Origin of the sequence: Microbacterium croceum, from assembly GCF_023091245.1 — a bacterium.
Lineage (GTDB): Bacteria > Actinomycetota > Actinomycetes > Actinomycetales > Microbacteriaceae > Microbacterium > Microbacterium croceum.
Map to the genome: position 1 here is coordinate 1,021,374 of NZ_JAHWXN010000001.1, position 16,043 is coordinate 1,037,416.

Consider the following 16,043-nt stretch of genomic DNA (forward strand, 5'->3'; position numbering starts at 1 on the left):
ATGGTCGAGTTCGATCGTCGTGCATTCATGATCGGCGCTGCCGGAGTTCTGGCCGGGGTGGCCGCCGGCGTCGCGGTGCCATCGCTGGCGTCAGCGGGAGTCCCACCCGCATCCGGCACGCATCACATCTTCGCCGTGGACGACTACGGCGCATCGCCCGGCGGGTCGGCCGACAGCGCTCCCGCGATCCGGGCGGCCATCGCCGCCGCGGCCTCGTGGACGGGCGGCGGCGCGAGCCGGACGGCATCCGTCGTGTTCTCCTCCGGGGTGTACCGGATCGACCGGGCGTCCACGGCCTCGTGGTACGCGCTCGAGGTCGACGGCGTCGCCCGCGTCGCGCTCTACGGATCCTCGACGACCCTCCTCGTGACCAATCCGTACGCCGGCGCGCTCAGTATCGCCCGCTCCACGAGCATGCGCGTGGAGGGGCTCACGATCGACTACGCGACCGTGCCGTTCACGCAGGGCACGATCACCGCGATCGACACCGTGGCCGGCACTGTCGATCTGCAGCTGTTGAGCGGATACCCGACCCTCGCCGACGCGGCGCTGTTCCCAACGTCGAACTACGGCACACTGCGCAATGCGACGACGGGGCTGATGAAGCGCGGACCGCAGATCACGTTCTCGTACACGCATACCGGTACTGTCCTCCCCTCGGGGCGCTGGCGGCTCACGATCGCCCCGGACCATCGCCCGCAGATGGGGGCGATGGCTCTCGGCGACGGCTTCGTCACCGGCTTCCGCGGCAACTGGCACGGCATCGCGATCTATCGCTGCACCGACGTCACTGTCGCGGCGGTCACGATGTACGCCTCGCCCGGGGCCGCCTTCATCCCGAGCGACTCCGACGGCACCGTCATCCGCGACTGCATCGTGACGCGCAAGCCCGGGTCGAACCGATGGATCAGCGCGAACGCCGACGGGGTGCACAATCACGGCGGGAGGGTCGGTCCGCGTATCTTCGGCAACACCTTCGAGTCGCTGCACGACGACGGTCTCAATATCTACAGCACCTCGCGCGCGGCGACCTCGGTGTCGGGGGCGACGGTCGTGCTCGGAGGCGGTGCCATGCAGCTCGCTCCGGGCGACGCGGTGCAGATCGTCAACACGGCCACGGGCACCGTGCGCGGTGAGACGACCGTCGTCACCGTGACGGGTGACAGCCTGGCCGGCGGGCCGGTGAGCGCGTCCCTGGCCGCAATGCCGTCGGGTACGGCCCCGGGTGATCAGATGTTCAACCGGTCGTTCAGCGCACCGGGAGCCGACGTGCAGTACAACGTCTTCCGCGAATTGCGGGGTCTCGGTGTGCGACTGCGCACGAGCGGTGCCTACGTGCATGCGAACGAGATGTTCGATCTCGCCTACTGGGGCATATGGGTGGCCAACGATCCCCAGTACAACGAGGGACCCGTCGGCAGTGTGGATTCTGTCATCGAGCGCAACTCGATCGTCCGCCCGTGCATCGACCGCAGTGTGCTGGGCTGGCCTTCGGCCGCGGCCGGGATCATGGTCGAGAACCTCCGCGACGACTACGAGGGGGGCGCGAGCAAGGCCCACCACGGTCACATCGTGAAGGACAATTACATCGAGGATCCACCTCGGTTCGGCATTTTCGTCGGGGGCGCCGAGAGCATCACCGTATCCGGCAACACCATCGCCTCGACGGCGGGGAATCCCCGCACGGGTGCGCCGACCGCCATGTTCGGCACCCGCAACTCGCACGCGGTCGCTCTGAGCGCGCTGACCGTGCACGAGTACGCCGCAAGTCCTCGACCCATCGTCTGGACGGGAACGGGGGTGACCGGCTTCACGCACACGTGAGGCCGGCTCCCCCGCCGACGCGTCAGGCGAGCACGCGCTGCCGCTGCTCGCCGAGACCGGAGATGCCCAGACGGATCTCCTCACCCCCGCGCAGGAACTGGGCGGGGGTGAAGCCCATGCCCACTCCCGGCGGCGTGCCGGTGTTGATCAGGTCGCCGGGCTCCAGGGTCAGGAACTGGCTGAGGTACTTCACGATGAAGGCGGGGCTGAAGATCATCTGGGCCGTCGAGCTGTTCTGCTTGCGCTCGCCGTCGACGTCCAGCCAGAGTCCGAGATCGAGCACGTCGCCGACCTCGTCAGGCGTCACCAGGTAGGGGCCAGCAGGGTTGAAGGTCGGGCAGGACTTGCCCTTCGACCACTGGCCGCCTCGTTCGATCTGGAAGGCGCGCTCGCTCACGTCGTTCACGGTGACGTAGCCCGCGATGCACGCCTCGGCCTCTTCCTCGCTCTCGAGGTAGCTGGCTTGGCGGCCGATCACGACGCCCAGCTCGACCTCCCAGTCGGTCTTGGTGGAGGTGCGGGGGATCTGCACGTCGTCGTTGGGACCGATCAGCGTGTTCGGGGCCTTGGTGAACAGGATCGGCTCATCGGGCACCGGCTGGCCCGTTTCTTCCGCGTGGTCGCGGTAGTTGAGCCCGATGCACAGGATCTGGTGCGGGCGGGCGAACGGCGCACCCAGGCGGAGCCCTTCGAGGGGCAGTACGGCGCCGGTTCCGACGCGCTCGGCGACGAGCGTGCGCACCTCGTCGATCCGATCGGAGGCGAGAAACGCGCCGTCGATGTCATCCACGACATCCGAGATGTCCACGAATCGTCCCTCGCCGACCTCGACGCCGGGTCGCTCGAGTCCCGGGTCTCCCACTCTGATGAATCGCATGTTGGCGTGTGCCTCTCTTGTAAGCGCCGGGTCGCTATGAGCCGGTCGTCTGCAGTCGCGTGCGCACATCGTGTGCGTCGGCGATGGACCTGATCCGTTCGAGTCTCGCCACCAGCTCAGGCAGCGGTGTGCGGAAAGACAGCGCACTCACCGAGAGAGCGCCGCTGGGCACGAGCGGGGAATCCAGGAAGACAGGGAGGGCGATGCAGTTCACCCCGAGCTCGTTTTCCTGATCGTCGACCGCGTAGCCCTGCGTGCGCACCTCTTCGAGGGTCCGCACGAACAGTGCAGGATCGGTGATCGTCATCTCGGTGCGGGGGCGGAGTTCGTGGGCGCGCGCCCAGGCGGCAGCCGCCCCCGGAGCATCGAGGCTCCATGCCAGCAGCACCTTGCCCACGCCGGTGCGATAGGCCGGGTTCCGCCCACCGACCGTGGAGGTGAGCCGGACGGCGCCCTCTGTGGGGTCGCGCTTGGCGCGGTAGACCACCTCGTCCTTGTCGAGGACGGCATAGTGCGTGGTCTCCCCGAACTCGGCGGTGAGTGCATCGAGCAGGGGCTCCATGCGCGCGCTGTCGAGGCGACGGTCCTGGTGGAGGAAGGCGAGACGAAGGAACTCGTCACCGAGCACGTAGCGACCGCGCTCGAGGCGGTTCGCCAACCCGACTCTGGTCAGAGACGCCAGCGCGCGGTGAACCGTCGGCTTCGCGGCCTCGACGCGCTTGGTCAGCTCGTCGAGGCTCAGCCCCTCCGGAACCTTTGCGAGCTCCATGAGGACCGTCAGCACGCGTTCTGCGCCGACCGGCCCCTGATCTGTTTCTGACATCGCACTCCCTGCTAATGTTCAATCTATCAGATTGAGATTCCATATTTTGGAACTATGGTGTTCCGACTGTCACGAGACCATCTTGCTCCCCCGCGGAGTGTGGGGCCGGGAGGGCGGACGCGGAGATGAGGACGACATGCGCAAAGCTCTGGTGACCGGTGGGGCGAGCGGGCTCGGAGTAGCCTGCGCACAGCGGCTGACACGCGCCGGGTTCGCGGTGAGCACGATCGATCGCGCCGAGGGTGCCGATGGAAAGGTCGACGTGACTCGACGCGAAGAGGTGGACCGCTTCGTCGCCGAGCACGGCCCGTTCGACGTGCTGGTGAACAGCGCCGGAGTGGTGGGCCCCAACGCGGACTTCGTCGACGTCAGCGCAGCGGACTGGGATCGCACAATCGCGGTAAACCTGACCGGAACCTTCCACACCTGTCAGGCCGTGATTCCCGGCATGGTCGCACAGGGGTGGGGGCGCATCGTGAACATCGCGAGCATCGCCGGTATGGAGGGCAACCCGCGCCTCACCGCGTACTCCGCGTCGAAGGCCGCCGTCATCGGACTCACCAAGGCGCTGGGCAAGGAGGTCGCCACGACGGGAGTGCTCGCCAACGCCATCGCCCCTGCCGTGATCGAGACCCCCATGAACGCCACCACGCACCCCGACGTGCTCGCGACGCTCGTGGAGAAGATTCCGATGCGACGGCTGGGACGCGCCGAGGAGGTCGCCGAACTCGTCGCCTGGCTCGCCTCGGACGCTTGCAGCTTCTCGACGGGTGCGGTGTACGACATCAGTGGTGGACGGGCGAGCTATTGATCTCTGCCGATCAGGTCACAGGCCCGCTCTGCGCCCACGGCGAAGGACCCGTCTGGGATAATCGGGATGGTTCGCTCCGGTGGGTCGACATGGTCGAGGGTGTCGTTCTCCGTCTCGACCCGGTTGACGACAAGCCGACTGCTGTCCGGATCGGTCCGTGGGTGGCGGCGCTTCGACCCCGCGTCGACGGCGGATGGGTGATCGCGACGAGGAGCGGCTTCCTTCTCGCCGATGCCGACCTGCGCCCGGAGCAGGAGATCAGGGCGTTCGATGACCCACGACTCCGCATGAACGACGGCGCGTGTGCGCCCGACGGCTCCTTCCTCTGTGGCACGGCCGGTGCCGCTGGCAGCGGATTCCTGTACCGCCTCGATCCTGCGGGCACGGTCGGCGTCATCGCCGCAGGGATCAGCATCTCGAACGGGCTGGTCGCCGATCCCCTGGGGGACGGCGTGTTCTATGTCGACACGGCCACGCGCCGTATCGATCGCCTCCGGCTCGCTGACGGTGCGGTGCGCGAGCGCGAGCCGTACGTCGATCTCGGCGCGTTCGACGGGCTCCCCGACGGCATCACCGCGGATGCCGAGGGCGGTGTCTGGGTCGCGATGTGGGGTGCGGGGACGGTGATCCGCATCGGACCGGATGGGCGCCAGGATGCGCGTATCCGATTGCCGACGCCGCACGTCAGTGCCTGCGCCTTCGGCGGCCCGCACCTCGACGACCTCTACATCACGACCTCGCAGCAGGATCTCCGGCGGCGGGATGCCGCCGCGGGGGCACTCTTCCGTGCGCAGCCAGGGGTGCGCGGAGTGAGCACGCTCGCGTTCGCCGGGTGAACCCCGGTGCACAGCGCGCCCGGGCGGTGGGACAATGGAGGCATGTCCTCCACCGATGCCCCCCAGACCGTCGAAGCGACCGTGCGCCACGTGCCGCGGTACGGCGTGCTGATGGGCATCGGCGTGGTGGTCGGTATCATCGCCGCCGGCGTCCTCACCTGGACGGGCAGCTTCGACGAATCCCAGGTTCTCGATGTCGTCTACCCGCCCGGCCAGGTCTTCGGCTTCCTGTTGCTGTGGACGGTGCCGATCGGCATCGCGCTCGGCGGCATCGCCGGTCTCATCCTCGAGCGTGTCGCCCGCCGGCACGACCGCGTCGTGCGCGTCGAGCGCGAGACCATCATCGAAGCCGACTGACCGTCGGCTCTGCGGTCACGCCAACTCGGCGATGATCGGCCGGATCGCCGCGTCGAAGGCGACCACGTCGCGACGCAGGCCATCGGTCACGGCGACCGTGAGTGCCCCGATCCACCAGATGCCGCGCTGCGAGAACGGCAGCACCTGCACGTTCAGCTCGAACGAATGCGCCCGGCGTCCCACCTCGCGCTCGAACTCCGCGATGGCGCTGGCGTAAGCACGGTAGGCGTCGCCGCCCGTGTTGCTCTTCATCGAGTTCACATACCGGTCATGCGCGGTGCGCGCGTACCGCAGTGCCTCGGAGGCCTGCGGCGCGATCGCGGCGGCGAGCTCCTCGGCACCGGATGCGGGGAGAGCGACCAGGGTGTCGAACCCGTCGATCAGCTCGAGCGGCACGTCGGACGGATGCGCGCGCGGCTCGACCGTCATGTCCCAGTAGACGCGCCACTGCTCCTCGATCGCGGGCGCGGCGTCGACGGCATCCGGCGCGCGCACCGGAAGGTCGCGGAGGGTGGGGAGGTCTTCGGGAACCCGGATGCCGATCGCCTGGCGCAGCGCGAGCGCGAGCAGCACGGGAACGCTCGCGTCTTCGCGGATGAGCCATTGCGGCTTGTCGGCCATGGCCCCATCGTATGGTGCGCGGGGCCCGGCATCCGAGTCTCGTCTCGCGGAGAGTCGGGCCCGCTGCGAGCGGTAGGCTGGGGGTGTGGCTGCCTCCCCCACCAATCCCTATTCCGAAGCCGGCGTCGATACCGCTGCAGGCGATCTCGCCGTCGAGCTGATGAAGTCGTCCGTGCGCGCGACGCACGGCCCTGAAGTGCTCGGCGGTGTCGGCGGATTCGCCGGCCTGTTCGATGCCAGCGCACTGCGCGACTTCCGCCGACCGCTCCTCGCGACCAGCACCGACGGCGTCGGCACCAAGGTCGCGATCGCACAGGCGATCGACAAGCACGACACGATCGGCCAGGACCTGGTCGGGATGGTCGTCGACGACATCGTCGTGGTGGGCGCGAAGCCGCTCTTCATGACCGACTACATCGCGTGCGGCAAGGTCTTCCCGCAGCGCATCGCCGACATCGTGCGCGGTATCGCCGAGGCGTGCTCCGCCACCGGCACCGCGCTCGTCGGCGGCGAGACCGCAGAGCACCCCGGCCTGCTCGGCCCACGCGACTACGATGTGGCGGGTGCCGCGACCGGCGTGGTCGAGGCCGACGCCATCCTCGGCGCCGACCGCGTGCAGGACGGCGACGCCGTCATCGCGGTGTCGTCCAGCGGGCTGCACTCCAACGGCTACTCGCTCGTGCGCCACATCATCACGAACGCCGGCATCGGCTATGGCGACAACGCCGCCGACTTCGGCACCACGTGGGGTGAGGCCCTTCTCGAGCCGACTCGCCTCTACACGCTTCCGCTGCTCCGCCTGATCGAGCAGCTCGGCTCCTCGGCAGGCGCCACGGGTGGTGTGCACGCGCTCAGCCACGTCACCGGCGGCGGCATCGCGGCGAACCTCGCCCGCGTGCTCCCGCAGGGCAGCTGGGCCGAGGTCGACCGCAGCACCTGGTCTCCCAGCCCGATCTTCCGTGTGCTGAGCGACATCGCCGGTTCCACGCTGGAGTCCGCAGAGGGCACCTGGAACCTGGGGATCGGCTTCCTCGCGGTGATCGCGGCGGACAAGAAGGATGCCGCGATCGCGGCGCTGAACGCCGAGGGCATGCCCTCGTGGCAGGTCGGCACCGTCGGGTTCGGCGCGCGTCCGGCAGGAGAGTTCGAACAGGGCGCCAAGGGCGTCGACGGCGGAGCGGTGCGCCTCGTCGGTGCATATGCGGACGGAGCGAAGTAATACCCCATGTGCGGCATCGTCGGAATGGTGGGGACAGCCCCGGTCAATCAGGACATCTACGACGCACTCCTGCTGCTGCAGCATCGCGGCCAGGATGCGACGGGCATCGCGACGGCGGAGCCGAACGGGGTGATGCACAACGCCAAGGCGCAGGGCATGGTCCGCGAGGCGTTCCGCACCCGCGACATGCGTGCGCTGCTCGGCAACGTCGGCCTCGGCCACGTGCGGTACGCCACCAAGGGCACTGCCTCCAACGAGGAGGAGATGCAGCCTTTCTACGTCAACGCGCCGTACGGCATCATCCTCATCCACAACGGCAACCTCACCAACACGCGTGAGCTCACGGCCGAGATGGCGCAGCGCGACCGTCGCCACCTGAACTCCTCCAGCGACACCGAGCTGCTGTTGAACGTGCTCGCCGGCGAGCTGCAGAACACCACGTCGACCGTCGACCTCGACCCGGAGCGCGTGTTCGAGGCTGTCGAGCGCACGCATGAGCGCATCGAAGGCGCCTACGCCGTGATCGCCGTCATCGCGGGGTACGGACTGCTCGCGTTCCGCGATCCCTTCGGCATCCGGCCGCTGATCCTCGGCCACCGCAAGAGCCGCAGCGCTTCGACAGGCTCAGCGACCCCGTCGGGCGACGAGGCAGCGTCCCAGCCCGGTGACGAATGGGTCGTCGCGAGCGAGTCGCTCGTGCTCGAGAACGGCGACTACGAGGTCGTGCGTGAGATCGCTCCCGGCGAGGCCGTGTTCATCACGAACGACGGCGAGCTGCACTCCAAGCAGTGCGCCACCGAGACGACTCTCGCGCCGTGTGCCTTCGAGTACGTCTACCTCGCGCGTCCCGACTCCGTCATGAACGGCGTCTCGGTCTACGAGTCGCGTCTGCGCATGGGGGACCGCCTCGCCGACACGATCGCCACGCACGTGCCGATGGACAAGATCGACGTCGTCATGCCGATCCCCGACTCCTCGCGCCCCGCAGCGATGGAGGTCGCCCGCAAGCTCGGCATCGAGTACCGCGAGGGCTTCTACAAGAACCGCTACGTCGGCCGCACCTTCATCATGCCCGGCCAGGCCGTGCGCAAGAAGAGCGTGCGTCAGAAGCTGAACGCGATGTCGACGGAGTTCCGCGGCAAGAACGTGCTGCTGATCGACGACTCGATCGTGCGCGGAACGACGTCGAAGGAGATCATCCAGATGGCTCGGGATGCCGGCGCCATCTCGGTCACGTTCGCCTCGGCGGCACCGCCCGTGCGGCATCCGCACGTCTACGGCATCAACATGCCCTCGCGGCAGGAACTCATCGCGCACGGACGGACGATCCCCGAGATCGCCGAAGAGCTCGGCTGCGACCACCTCGTGTACCAGGAGGTCGACGACCTCAAGGCGGCGATCACCGAGGGCACGGGCATCACCGACCTCGACATGAGCTGCTTCGACGGACGCTATGTCACCGGTACGGTCTCCGACGAGTACCTCGCGTGGGTGGAGGGGACGCAGACGTCATAGTGTCCGGGTCCCTGCCCCTCGACTCGCTGCGCTCGCTCAGGAACCGCTGTGGGTGACGTCAGGCCGCTCTGGCAGGGCCGGACGCTCGCGCTGATCGGGATCGTGCTGGTCGCGTTCTCGCTGCGATCCGCTGTCGCCTCGCTGTCCCCGGTCATCGACCACATCGCGGTCGACTTCCCGCTGTCGCCGGTCGTCGTCGGTCTGATCGGCGCAGCGCCGCCCGTCTGCTTCGCGATCTTCGGCCTGGTCACTCCGCTGTTCGAGCGGCGATTCGGGCTGGAGCGGGTCGCCGTCACCGCGATCGCGCTCATGGCGCTCGGGATGCTGCTGCGCGGCTTCGCCTCGGACTCATCGACGCTGCTGGCGGCGACCGTCGTCGTGTTCGCCGGAGTCGGGTCAGGCAACGTGCTGCTCCCGCCGCTGGTGAAGAAGTACTTCCCCGACCGCATCGGCATCATGATGACGGTCTACTCCACGACGCTGGCCGTCTCGACGTTCCTGCCGCCGCTGGTCGCGGTGCCGGTCGCGGACTCGCTCAGCTGGCGGGTGTCGCTGGGCATGTGGGGAGTGTTCGCGGCGATCGCTCTCGTGCCGTGGCTGACTCTGCTGATCCGCGAGCGCTCCGGCGGTGCAGCGCCGGTCTCGGAGGAGGAGTACGTCCTCGATCCGACAGACGGCGTGCACGACATGCAGGATGCCGTCGCCGTCGCGACCGGTCCGATCTCGACCGTCCCCGCCAACCCGCGCTACTTCGGCAGGCTCTGGCGGCTGCCGCTTCCCTGGGCTCTGGCTCTGGTCTTCGGCACCTCGTCCACCATGGCCTACGTGTCGTTCGCCTGGATGCCGACCATGCTCGTCGACATCGGCGGGGTGACTCCGGCGACCGCCGGATTCCTGCTCTCGCTGTTCGCCCTGATCGGTCTACCGAGCTCCATGCTCGTGCCGATCCTGATCGTGCGGTTCCAGGCGACCCGTCCGCTGTTCTTCGTCGCGGTCGGCGCCGGCCTCATCGGCCTGCTCGGGATGCTGCTCGCGCCGACCGTGGCGCTTCCGCTGTGGGTCAGCATCTTCGGTCTCACCGCGATCATGTTCCCGCTCAGCCTGGTGCTGCTCAGCATCCGTGCCCGCACCCCGGAGAGCGCGGTCGCACTGAGCGGATTCGTGCAGAGCATCGGGTATGCGCTCGCGGCGGTCTTCCCCCTGCTGATCGGCCTGTTGCACGAGACGACTGCGGGGTGGCAGGTTCCGCTCATCGTGGTCGCCGCCGTGCTGGTGGCATCGATCCCCGCCGGCATCATCGCGGGACGCCGTCGGACCATCGAAGACGAGTGGGAGCTGCGCAACGGTCGGTGGTGACCCGCACCTCGTCCGCCTCTTGCCGAGTGCACGGCATCCTGCCGACTGCACGGGCTCGTCGCGTCGGGATGCCGTGCACTCGACGGCATCCCGTGCACTCGGCGGAAGGCCAGGCGACGTGCGGGGCGCTCAGTGCGCGTGCACCTCGTCGCCGATGCGGATGACGCCGCCACCCTCGGTCGTGGACCATCCGGGGAGCAGGAGGCGGCCGAGGGTGGGCTCCTGTTGATCGAAGGCGCGGGTGAGGGTCGTGAGCACCTTCGCGTCGCGCTCCCCGGTGTCGGGGTTGGCGTGCGTGGCGAGGCAGCGCACGATCGGGCCGGATGTGCGGAGCGTCACCTCTCCGATGCGCACGTCGCCGGTCCAGTCGAGCTCGTCCCAGGCCGCGACACCGTCGATCACGATGTTGGAGCGGAAGCGGCGGTCGTCGATGCGCAGCGGCAGGGCCTCGCCCAGAGCCGCAACGCTCGCACGGCTGTGCACCGAGAGGTATCCCTCCGGGCGGTCCTGGAAACGCGAGGTCTCGCCATCGCCGACCAGCACCAGAGGGAGCCGCCCCGGTCGCTGGAGGCGACGGGCATCCGGTGTCGTCAGCACGAAATCGGTGATGGCCTGCACCAGCTGATCCCGGCCGGTGTCGTCGAGTCCGGCCTCGACGAGCAGCGCGCCGTCGAGCTCGACCCTGATCCGCGCCGACGCGTGGTCATAGCTCGTGCGCAGTGCCGCCAGTGCGGGGAAGTCCTGGAGGGCGAGTCCTTTCGCCTTCGACCAGTAGTCGAGACCGTCGCGGCGCTCGGGCTCGGCGGCATCCGCGAATCGGAACGCCAGCACCCGGTCGCCCGCGACACGACCATCCGGCTGCACGTGGATCGACTCGAGCGGCTCGGGAGTGAATCCCTTGATCGGGTAGCGGGTGAGGGCGACGACGCGGGGCATGAGGCGATCCTCTCAGGAATCCTCATCGGGGCGTGACGGCGTCCGGGCATGACGAAACCCCCGTGGGTCGCACGGGGGTTTCCACAGATCAGGCGGTCAGGCCTTCTCTAGTTCGTCCTCATCTTCGTCGGCATAGTCATCAGCCCACTTGTCGACGTAGGCGTCTTCGTCGGTCGGATGAGCCAATTCGCGCTCGAGCGCGGAGTAGTTCACCGACGGACTGTACGCCTTGAGTTCGCGGGCGATCTTTGTGTGTTTCGCCTTCTGACGGCCACGGCCCATGCGCGAGACCCCCTCACGAGTTCAGCTCTGGGCGACTGGAGCCCGAGGCATTTCACGACACCGGATAAAGCCGGTAAGAGTAGCATTCAGAATAGCACGCGGGTAGACCTCTCTGGCTGCGACCAGGCTCGTGAAGGGAACGATCGTCATGACCGACAGCACCTCCACACCGTCCGACGAGGCGGCGCAGAACGCGACATTGCAGAAAGCGGTGATCGTCGGCATCCAGCCGGATCACGAACGCCGTGTGCTCGACGAGGCACTGCGCTTCGCCCGGTTGCTCGGCGTGCCCCTCGTCGTGGTGCACGTCGACGTCACGCGATTCGTCACGTACGAGGACCCGGATGGCTACGTGCACTCGGCGCCGATCGACATCAACTTCGACGCGGGTGCGGCCGAGTTCGAGGCCGTGCAGGCGGCTGCCGCGGAGGTGCTCGACGACTCGGGCATCACCTGGACCGCGCGCCAGCTCGTCGGGGATCCAGCTCTGGCGATCAAGCAGCTCGCCAACAAGCTCGATGCCCAGCTGATCGTGGTGGGCACGCGCAAGCGCGGGATCGGCGAGTCGATCCGGGAGTTCTTCACCGGATCGGTGGCCGCGCGGCTCACGCACCGTCAGCACCGTTCGGTGCTGGTCGTGCCGTTGGGTGAGTCCGTGCCGGACACCCAGAAGGAGATCTGGCCCGAGTAGACGGGCTGCGCGACCGTTCGCGACGTCGGCTCCGGGCCGGACGTCGCGAACGGTCGCACCAGGTGCGTCGCCGCGGCTCAGAGCCGAGACAGTCCCGCCGTCACCGCGTGGGATGCCGCATCGAGCGCGTGCTCGAGCTCGGTGACCACGGATGCCGGCAGGGTGCCGCCCTTCGCCACGTGCGTGCGCAGGTCGGTGCGCACCTGGGCGCGGAAGGCGTTGATGAGGGCATCCGCACGGTGCAGCTCCTCGCGGCTGGTGACGCGCGCGTCGTCGGAGGCGGCGCGCGGTCGGGACTTCGCGGTGCTGCGCTCGCCCTGCTCTGCGGCGGCGAGGTCGGCGCGAAGGCTCTTCATCGCATCCTGCACGCTCTGGCGCACCTCGTTCGCGATCAGGCGGACGGAATCCGCGAGCCCGGACTCGATGCCCGCGAGATCTCCCTCGCGGGACGCCAGCTCGGCGCGTCCGGCGTCGGTGATCGCGTAGATCGTGGTGCGGCCGTCGACGGTCTTGGTGACCAGGCCCTCCTCCTCGAGCTTCGCCAGCCGTGGGTAGATCGTGCCGGCGCTGGGGGTGTAGGTGCCGCCGGTGCGATCCGTGAGCGCCTGGATGATGCCGTAGCCGTGCTGAGGGGACTCCGCCAGAAGCGACAGCAGGTAGAGGCGCAGGTCGCCGTGGGAGAAGACAGCGGGGCTCATGACTCCCACTCCGCGTCTTCGGTGATCGTGGACGGCGTGCGACGCAGCACCGTGACGCCGCCCGAGACGGAGTTCGCGCGCAGGTCGACGAAGCGGCCGGCGAGCTCGCCCGTGGAGCCGGTGTAGTTGCTCGGGCCCGAGGAGCTGCGCTCGACGCCGTCGATGAGGAGCCGGCCGCTGAGCGAGCGGATGACGTAGTTCGCGGCGAGCGACTCGTCGAGCCGCACCGTGGTTGCACCGGAGACGGTGTTCACGTTGATGGTGTTCACGTCGCCCGCGGCGTCGATCAGGGTCGCTCCGGAGACGCTGTCGACCGTCGCCTTGCGGATCGTGCCCGTGGCGGCGACGTCGCCCGAGACGCTGTTCGCGCTGATCGAGCCCGTGAGGCCACGCACCTGCACGTCGCCGGAGACGGAGTTGACGGTGAGGTCGCCGATCAGGGTGTCGACGATGAGGTCGCCCGACACGGTGTTGAGGCGGGCGTCGTTGCGGATGCCGGACACGAGTGCCCCGGCGCTCACGACGCCCAGGTTCAGCGCGATCGCTCGCGGCACGGCGACGCTCACCTCGGCGCGGGGTCCGCCGGAGCCGAAGTTGCGGAACACCTCGAGGAAGTTGTCCCAGCCCAGCTGCGGGTGGTCGATCTCGACCTCGCCGTCGTGGGATTCCACGCGGAGGTCCTTGATGGTGACGCCGTGCACCTCGATGCGGATGCCCGGCTCGTCGTGAGCGATGATGTCGACCTGACCGCCGACCAGGCCCACCTTGAGCCGGGTGACGGATTCGATGTCGATCACGCGTTCCTCGCCCGGGGCGATGAGCCACTTCTCGGTCATGTCTGCTTCTCCTGTGTCGATGGTCACGATATATCGTGTGCGAGAACAGTAACACGATATATCTCGACTTCGTCAAGGGGTGGTCGGAGTTCTATCAGCATTCCGGCAGTTGACATTGACGCAACGTCAACTTCTATCGTGAAGACATCCCTCAGAACCACGGAAGGAGGAGCCCATGGATGACGCGGACTGGTCGATCCAGGAGATCGCGCGGCTCGCCGGCACCACCAGTCGCACGCTGCGCCACTACGACGACATCGGGCTGCTGCCGCCCACGCGCATCGCGCCCAACGGCTATCGGCACTACGACGCCTCGGCGCTGGTGCGCCTGCAGCGCATCCTGCTGCTGCGCGAGCTGGGACTGGGACTGCCGCAGATCGCCGACGTACTCGGCCCTTCGACGGGCTCAGGGACCCACGGGGTGACGGGGACCACGGCGGCCGAGGCATCCGCTCTGGAGACCCACCTCGCACTGCTGCGCGAGGAGCAGGACCGGCTGCGGCGGCAGATCGCCTCGGTCGAATCCACCATCGAGTCATTGAGAGGAGGTGAAGAACTCATGGCAGAGAACATGTTCGACGGCTTCGACCACACCCAGTACAGGGAGGAGGTCGAGCATCGTTGGGGCACGAAGGCCTATGCCGACAGCGACCGCTGGTGGCGCGGGATGACCGACGCCGAGCGCGCCGCCTGGCAGCAGCGCGTCTCTGAGCTCGGACGCGACTGGATCGCGGCCGCCGAGAGCGGTGTCGACCCGGCATCCGCCGAGGCGCAGGATGTCGCGCGGCGTCACGTCGAGTGGCTCACGGGCATCCCCGGCACTCCGGCGAGTGCGCCGGGCGGCGATGTGAAGGCCTACGTGACCGGACTCGGCGAGATGTACGTCGCCGATCCGCGTTTCGGCGCCAACTACGCCACGTCCGACGGCGGCACCCGCGGCGCGGAGTTCGTCCGTGACGCGCTCCGCATCTACGCGGACGGCAACCTGTAGCCCGCTGCGGGGTCGGGAACGCATCGGAGTCCATCGACTCGGGTGCGCTTTCGACCCCGCGCGGAACGGGCGATGCTCGTGTGGCCGCGCGCCGATCGAGCCTGGCTTTGCACAGATCGAGACGCCACGGCAAGGCCGAGAGCGGATGTCGATGCGGGGCGTAGTGTCGTGCCATGGCCGCCCGACGCAGACGCACCGATGCCGCACCGCTCTTCGCGGCAGCTGCGGTCGCCTACACCGCGAACGTCGCTCTCGGCTCGGCCGTCGCCGCCAGGGTCATCGACACGAGCGGCTTCCGCTGGCTGCACCACGCGATGTACATCGCCACCTGCGTGACATCGGCCGCGGCGTTCTCCGCGGTGCTGTGGGGGCGACCGAAGGGCACGAGCCGGAGGGCCGCCCTCGCTCTGGCCCCTGCGGCGGTGCCGCTCGCCGCGATCCCCTACCTCGGAAGCCGCGGCCGGCGGCATCCGCTCACGGCGCTCGCCGCCGCCCCCTTCATCGCCGCGGGCCTGGTGTGCGCGTGGTTCCCCGCCGACCGGAAGTGATCCCATGGAACTGCTCGACGCCATCCGCCGCCGCAAGACCACGAACGGGCCCTTCCTGCCCGACCCCGTCTCGGAGGAGCACCAGCGGGTGTTGCTGGAGGCGGCGGGGCGCGCGCCATCGCAGCTGAACAGCCAGCCGTGGCGCTTCGTCGTGATCGAGAGCAGGGACACGATCGACCAGATCGCTCGCATCTCCGGCGAGAGCATGACGGAGGCGATGTCGAACGGCACGTTCTTCGAGCGCTACAAGCCGTACTTCCGCTTCAGCCAGGCCGAGATGGACGAGAAGCGCAACGGGATGCTGTTCGACAAGCTCCCCGCGGCGCTGCGCCCCTTCACGAGTCAGGTCTTCACCAAGCGCGGCCAGACGCTCATGAACACGTTCGGGGTCCCCAAGACGCTGGGGGCCGAGAACCGCAGACTGGTGGCCGGCTCACCGCTGCTGCTGGGCGTGATGCTCGACCGCAGCGAGTACCGCCCTGGGCAGCTGTCGTCGTTCTACTCGGTGTTCAGCATGGGGGCGGCGATGGAGAACATCTGGCTCACCACGGTCGAGCTGGGGATGGGCATCCAGTTCATCTCGTTCCCGATGGAGGTGCCTGGACGCTGGGACGAGATCGTGCGCCTGCTCCATGTGCCGGATGACCTGGAGCTGATGGCGGTCTACCGGCTCGGCTATCTGCCGCCCGAGCAGCGTCGGCCGGCGATCGACTGGTCGAGCAGCCAGCGCCGCCTCGCCTCGCAGTACGTCTTCCGCGAGAGCTGCGAGACCCCGCAGCAGGGCTGGGATGCTCCGCTCGCGTGACCGGAATCGCTGCGGGC

18 protein-coding genes are annotated in these 16,043 nt (G+C 68.5%); 11 read left to right on the plus strand and 7 right to left on the minus strand.

Annotated elements, in window-relative coordinates; all coding sequences use genetic code 11:
- Window positions 1–1,824 carry a glycoside hydrolase family 28 protein gene (locus KZC51_RS04865; protein ID WP_247628887.1) on the plus strand — a complete coding sequence of 608 codons (1,824 nt, stop codon included), beginning with the start codon at window positions 1–3 and terminating at the stop codon, window positions 1,822–1,824.
- Window positions 1,825–1,846: 22 nt separating this feature from the next.
- Here the strand turns inward: KZC51_RS04865 and KZC51_RS04870 are convergent, their stop codons facing one another.
- Entirely contained in the window at window positions 1,847–2,701 is an 855-nt protein-coding gene (locus KZC51_RS04870; RefSeq protein WP_247628888.1) for a fumarylacetoacetate hydrolase family protein, read from the minus strand.
- 34 nt (window positions 2,702–2,735) lie between these two features.
- Entirely contained in the window at window positions 2,736–3,524 is a 789-nt protein-coding gene (locus tag KZC51_RS04875) for an IclR family transcriptional regulator (RefSeq protein ID WP_247628889.1), read from the minus strand.
- A 136-nt stretch (window positions 3,525–3,660) separates the two neighbouring features.
- On the opposite strand from KZC51_RS04875, the gene KZC51_RS04880 reads away from it, so the two are divergent.
- Genes KZC51_RS04880 through KZC51_RS04890 form a run of 3 tightly spaced genes read left to right on the plus strand, consistent with a single transcriptional unit; the run spans window position 3,661 to window position 5,528 of the window.
- A complete protein-coding gene (locus KZC51_RS04880) occupies window positions 3,661–4,335 on the plus strand; it encodes an SDR family oxidoreductase (protein ID WP_247628890.1) in 675 nt (224 codons plus the stop codon).
- Window positions 4,332–5,171 carry an SMP-30/gluconolactonase/LRE family protein gene (locus KZC51_RS04885; RefSeq protein ID WP_281731714.1) on the plus strand — a complete coding sequence of 280 codons (840 nt, stop codon included), beginning with the start codon at window positions 4,332–4,334 and terminating at the stop codon, window positions 5,169–5,171. The genes KZC51_RS04880 and KZC51_RS04885 overlap by 4 nt, the downstream gene beginning before the upstream one ends.
- Before the next feature lie 42 nt (window positions 5,172–5,213).
- The gene (locus tag KZC51_RS04890) at window positions 5,214–5,528 is read left to right on the plus strand and encodes a potassium transporter Trk (RefSeq protein ID WP_247628892.1); all 315 of its coding nucleotides are present in this window, start codon (window positions 5,214–5,216) and stop codon (window positions 5,526–5,528) included.
- A 15-nt stretch (window positions 5,529–5,543) separates the two neighbouring features.
- Here KZC51_RS04890 and KZC51_RS04895 read toward each other — a convergent pair whose 3' ends face one another.
- On the minus strand, window positions 5,544–6,149 hold the full coding sequence (locus KZC51_RS04895; protein WP_247628893.1) for a zinc-binding alcohol dehydrogenase: 606 nt from the start codon (window positions 6,147–6,149) through the stop codon (window positions 5,544–5,546).
- Between the two features lie 85 nt (window positions 6,150–6,234).
- Between KZC51_RS04895 and purM the strand changes: the two genes are divergently transcribed.
- Genes purM through KZC51_RS04910 form a run of 3 tightly spaced genes read left to right on the plus strand, consistent with a single transcriptional unit; the run spans window position 6,235 to window position 10,239 of the window.
- The gene (gene purM, locus KZC51_RS04900) at window positions 6,235–7,368 is read left to right on the plus strand and encodes a phosphoribosylformylglycinamidine cyclo-ligase (protein WP_247628894.1); all 1,134 of its coding nucleotides are present in this window, start codon (window positions 6,235–6,237) and stop codon (window positions 7,366–7,368) included.
- A 6-nt stretch (window positions 7,369–7,374) separates the two neighbouring features.
- Entirely contained in the window at window positions 7,375–8,883 is a 1,509-nt protein-coding gene (gene purF, locus KZC51_RS04905) for an amidophosphoribosyltransferase (RefSeq protein ID WP_247628895.1), read from the plus strand.
- A 48-nt stretch (window positions 8,884–8,931) separates the two neighbouring features.
- Entirely contained in the window at window positions 8,932–10,239 is a 1,308-nt protein-coding gene (locus KZC51_RS04910) for an MFS transporter (RefSeq protein WP_247628896.1), read from the plus strand.
- 129 nt (window positions 10,240–10,368) lie between these two features.
- On the opposite strand, the gene KZC51_RS04915 is transcribed toward KZC51_RS04910, so the two are convergent.
- Together KZC51_RS04915 and KZC51_RS04920 are read right to left on the minus strand one after the other, a co-directional pair.
- The gene (locus tag KZC51_RS04915) at window positions 10,369–11,175 is read right to left on the minus strand and encodes an MOSC domain-containing protein (protein ID WP_247628897.1); all 807 of its coding nucleotides are present in this window, start codon (window positions 11,173–11,175) and stop codon (window positions 10,369–10,371) included.
- 96 nt (window positions 11,176–11,271) lie between these two features.
- A complete protein-coding gene (locus tag KZC51_RS04920) occupies window positions 11,272–11,457 on the minus strand; it encodes a DUF3073 domain-containing protein (protein ID WP_017204296.1) in 186 nt (61 codons plus the stop codon).
- 148 nt (window positions 11,458–11,605) lie between these two features.
- On the opposite strand from KZC51_RS04920, the gene KZC51_RS04925 reads away from it, so the two are divergent.
- Window positions 11,606–12,148: a universal stress protein gene (locus KZC51_RS04925; RefSeq protein WP_247628898.1), complete on the plus strand. Its 543-nt coding sequence runs from the start codon at window positions 11,606–11,608 to the stop codon at window positions 12,146–12,148.
- A 77-nt stretch (window positions 12,149–12,225) separates the two neighbouring features.
- On the opposite strand, the gene KZC51_RS04930 is transcribed toward KZC51_RS04925, so the two are convergent.
- Window positions 12,226–12,846, minus strand: a complete 621-nt coding sequence (locus KZC51_RS04930) for a PadR family transcriptional regulator (RefSeq protein ID WP_247628899.1) — start codon at window positions 12,844–12,846, stop codon at window positions 12,226–12,228.
- Entirely contained in the window at window positions 12,843–13,682 is an 840-nt protein-coding gene (locus tag KZC51_RS04935) for a DUF4097 family beta strand repeat-containing protein (RefSeq protein ID WP_247628900.1), read from the minus strand. Before KZC51_RS04935 ends, KZC51_RS04930 begins: the two co-directional genes overlap by 4 nt.
- Window positions 13,683–13,857: 175 nt before the next feature.
- Between KZC51_RS04935 and KZC51_RS04940 the strand changes: the two genes are divergently transcribed.
- From KZC51_RS04940 to KZC51_RS04950, 3 genes are all read left to right on the plus strand, one after another.
- On the plus strand, window positions 13,858–14,673 hold the full coding sequence (locus KZC51_RS04940; RefSeq protein ID WP_247628901.1) for a MerR family transcriptional regulator: 816 nt from the start codon (window positions 13,858–13,860) through the stop codon (window positions 14,671–14,673).
- A gap of 173 nt (window positions 14,674–14,846) precedes the next feature.
- Window positions 14,847–15,221 (plus strand): hypothetical protein, encoded by a 375-nt coding sequence (locus KZC51_RS04945; protein WP_247628902.1) that lies wholly within the window; start codon window positions 14,847–14,849, stop codon window positions 15,219–15,221.
- Between the two features lie 4 nt (window positions 15,222–15,225).
- Window positions 15,226–16,026 (plus strand): nitroreductase family protein, encoded by an 801-nt coding sequence (locus KZC51_RS04950; RefSeq protein WP_247628903.1) that lies wholly within the window; start codon window positions 15,226–15,228, stop codon window positions 16,024–16,026.
- Window positions 16,027–16,043 lie beyond the last annotated feature (17 nt).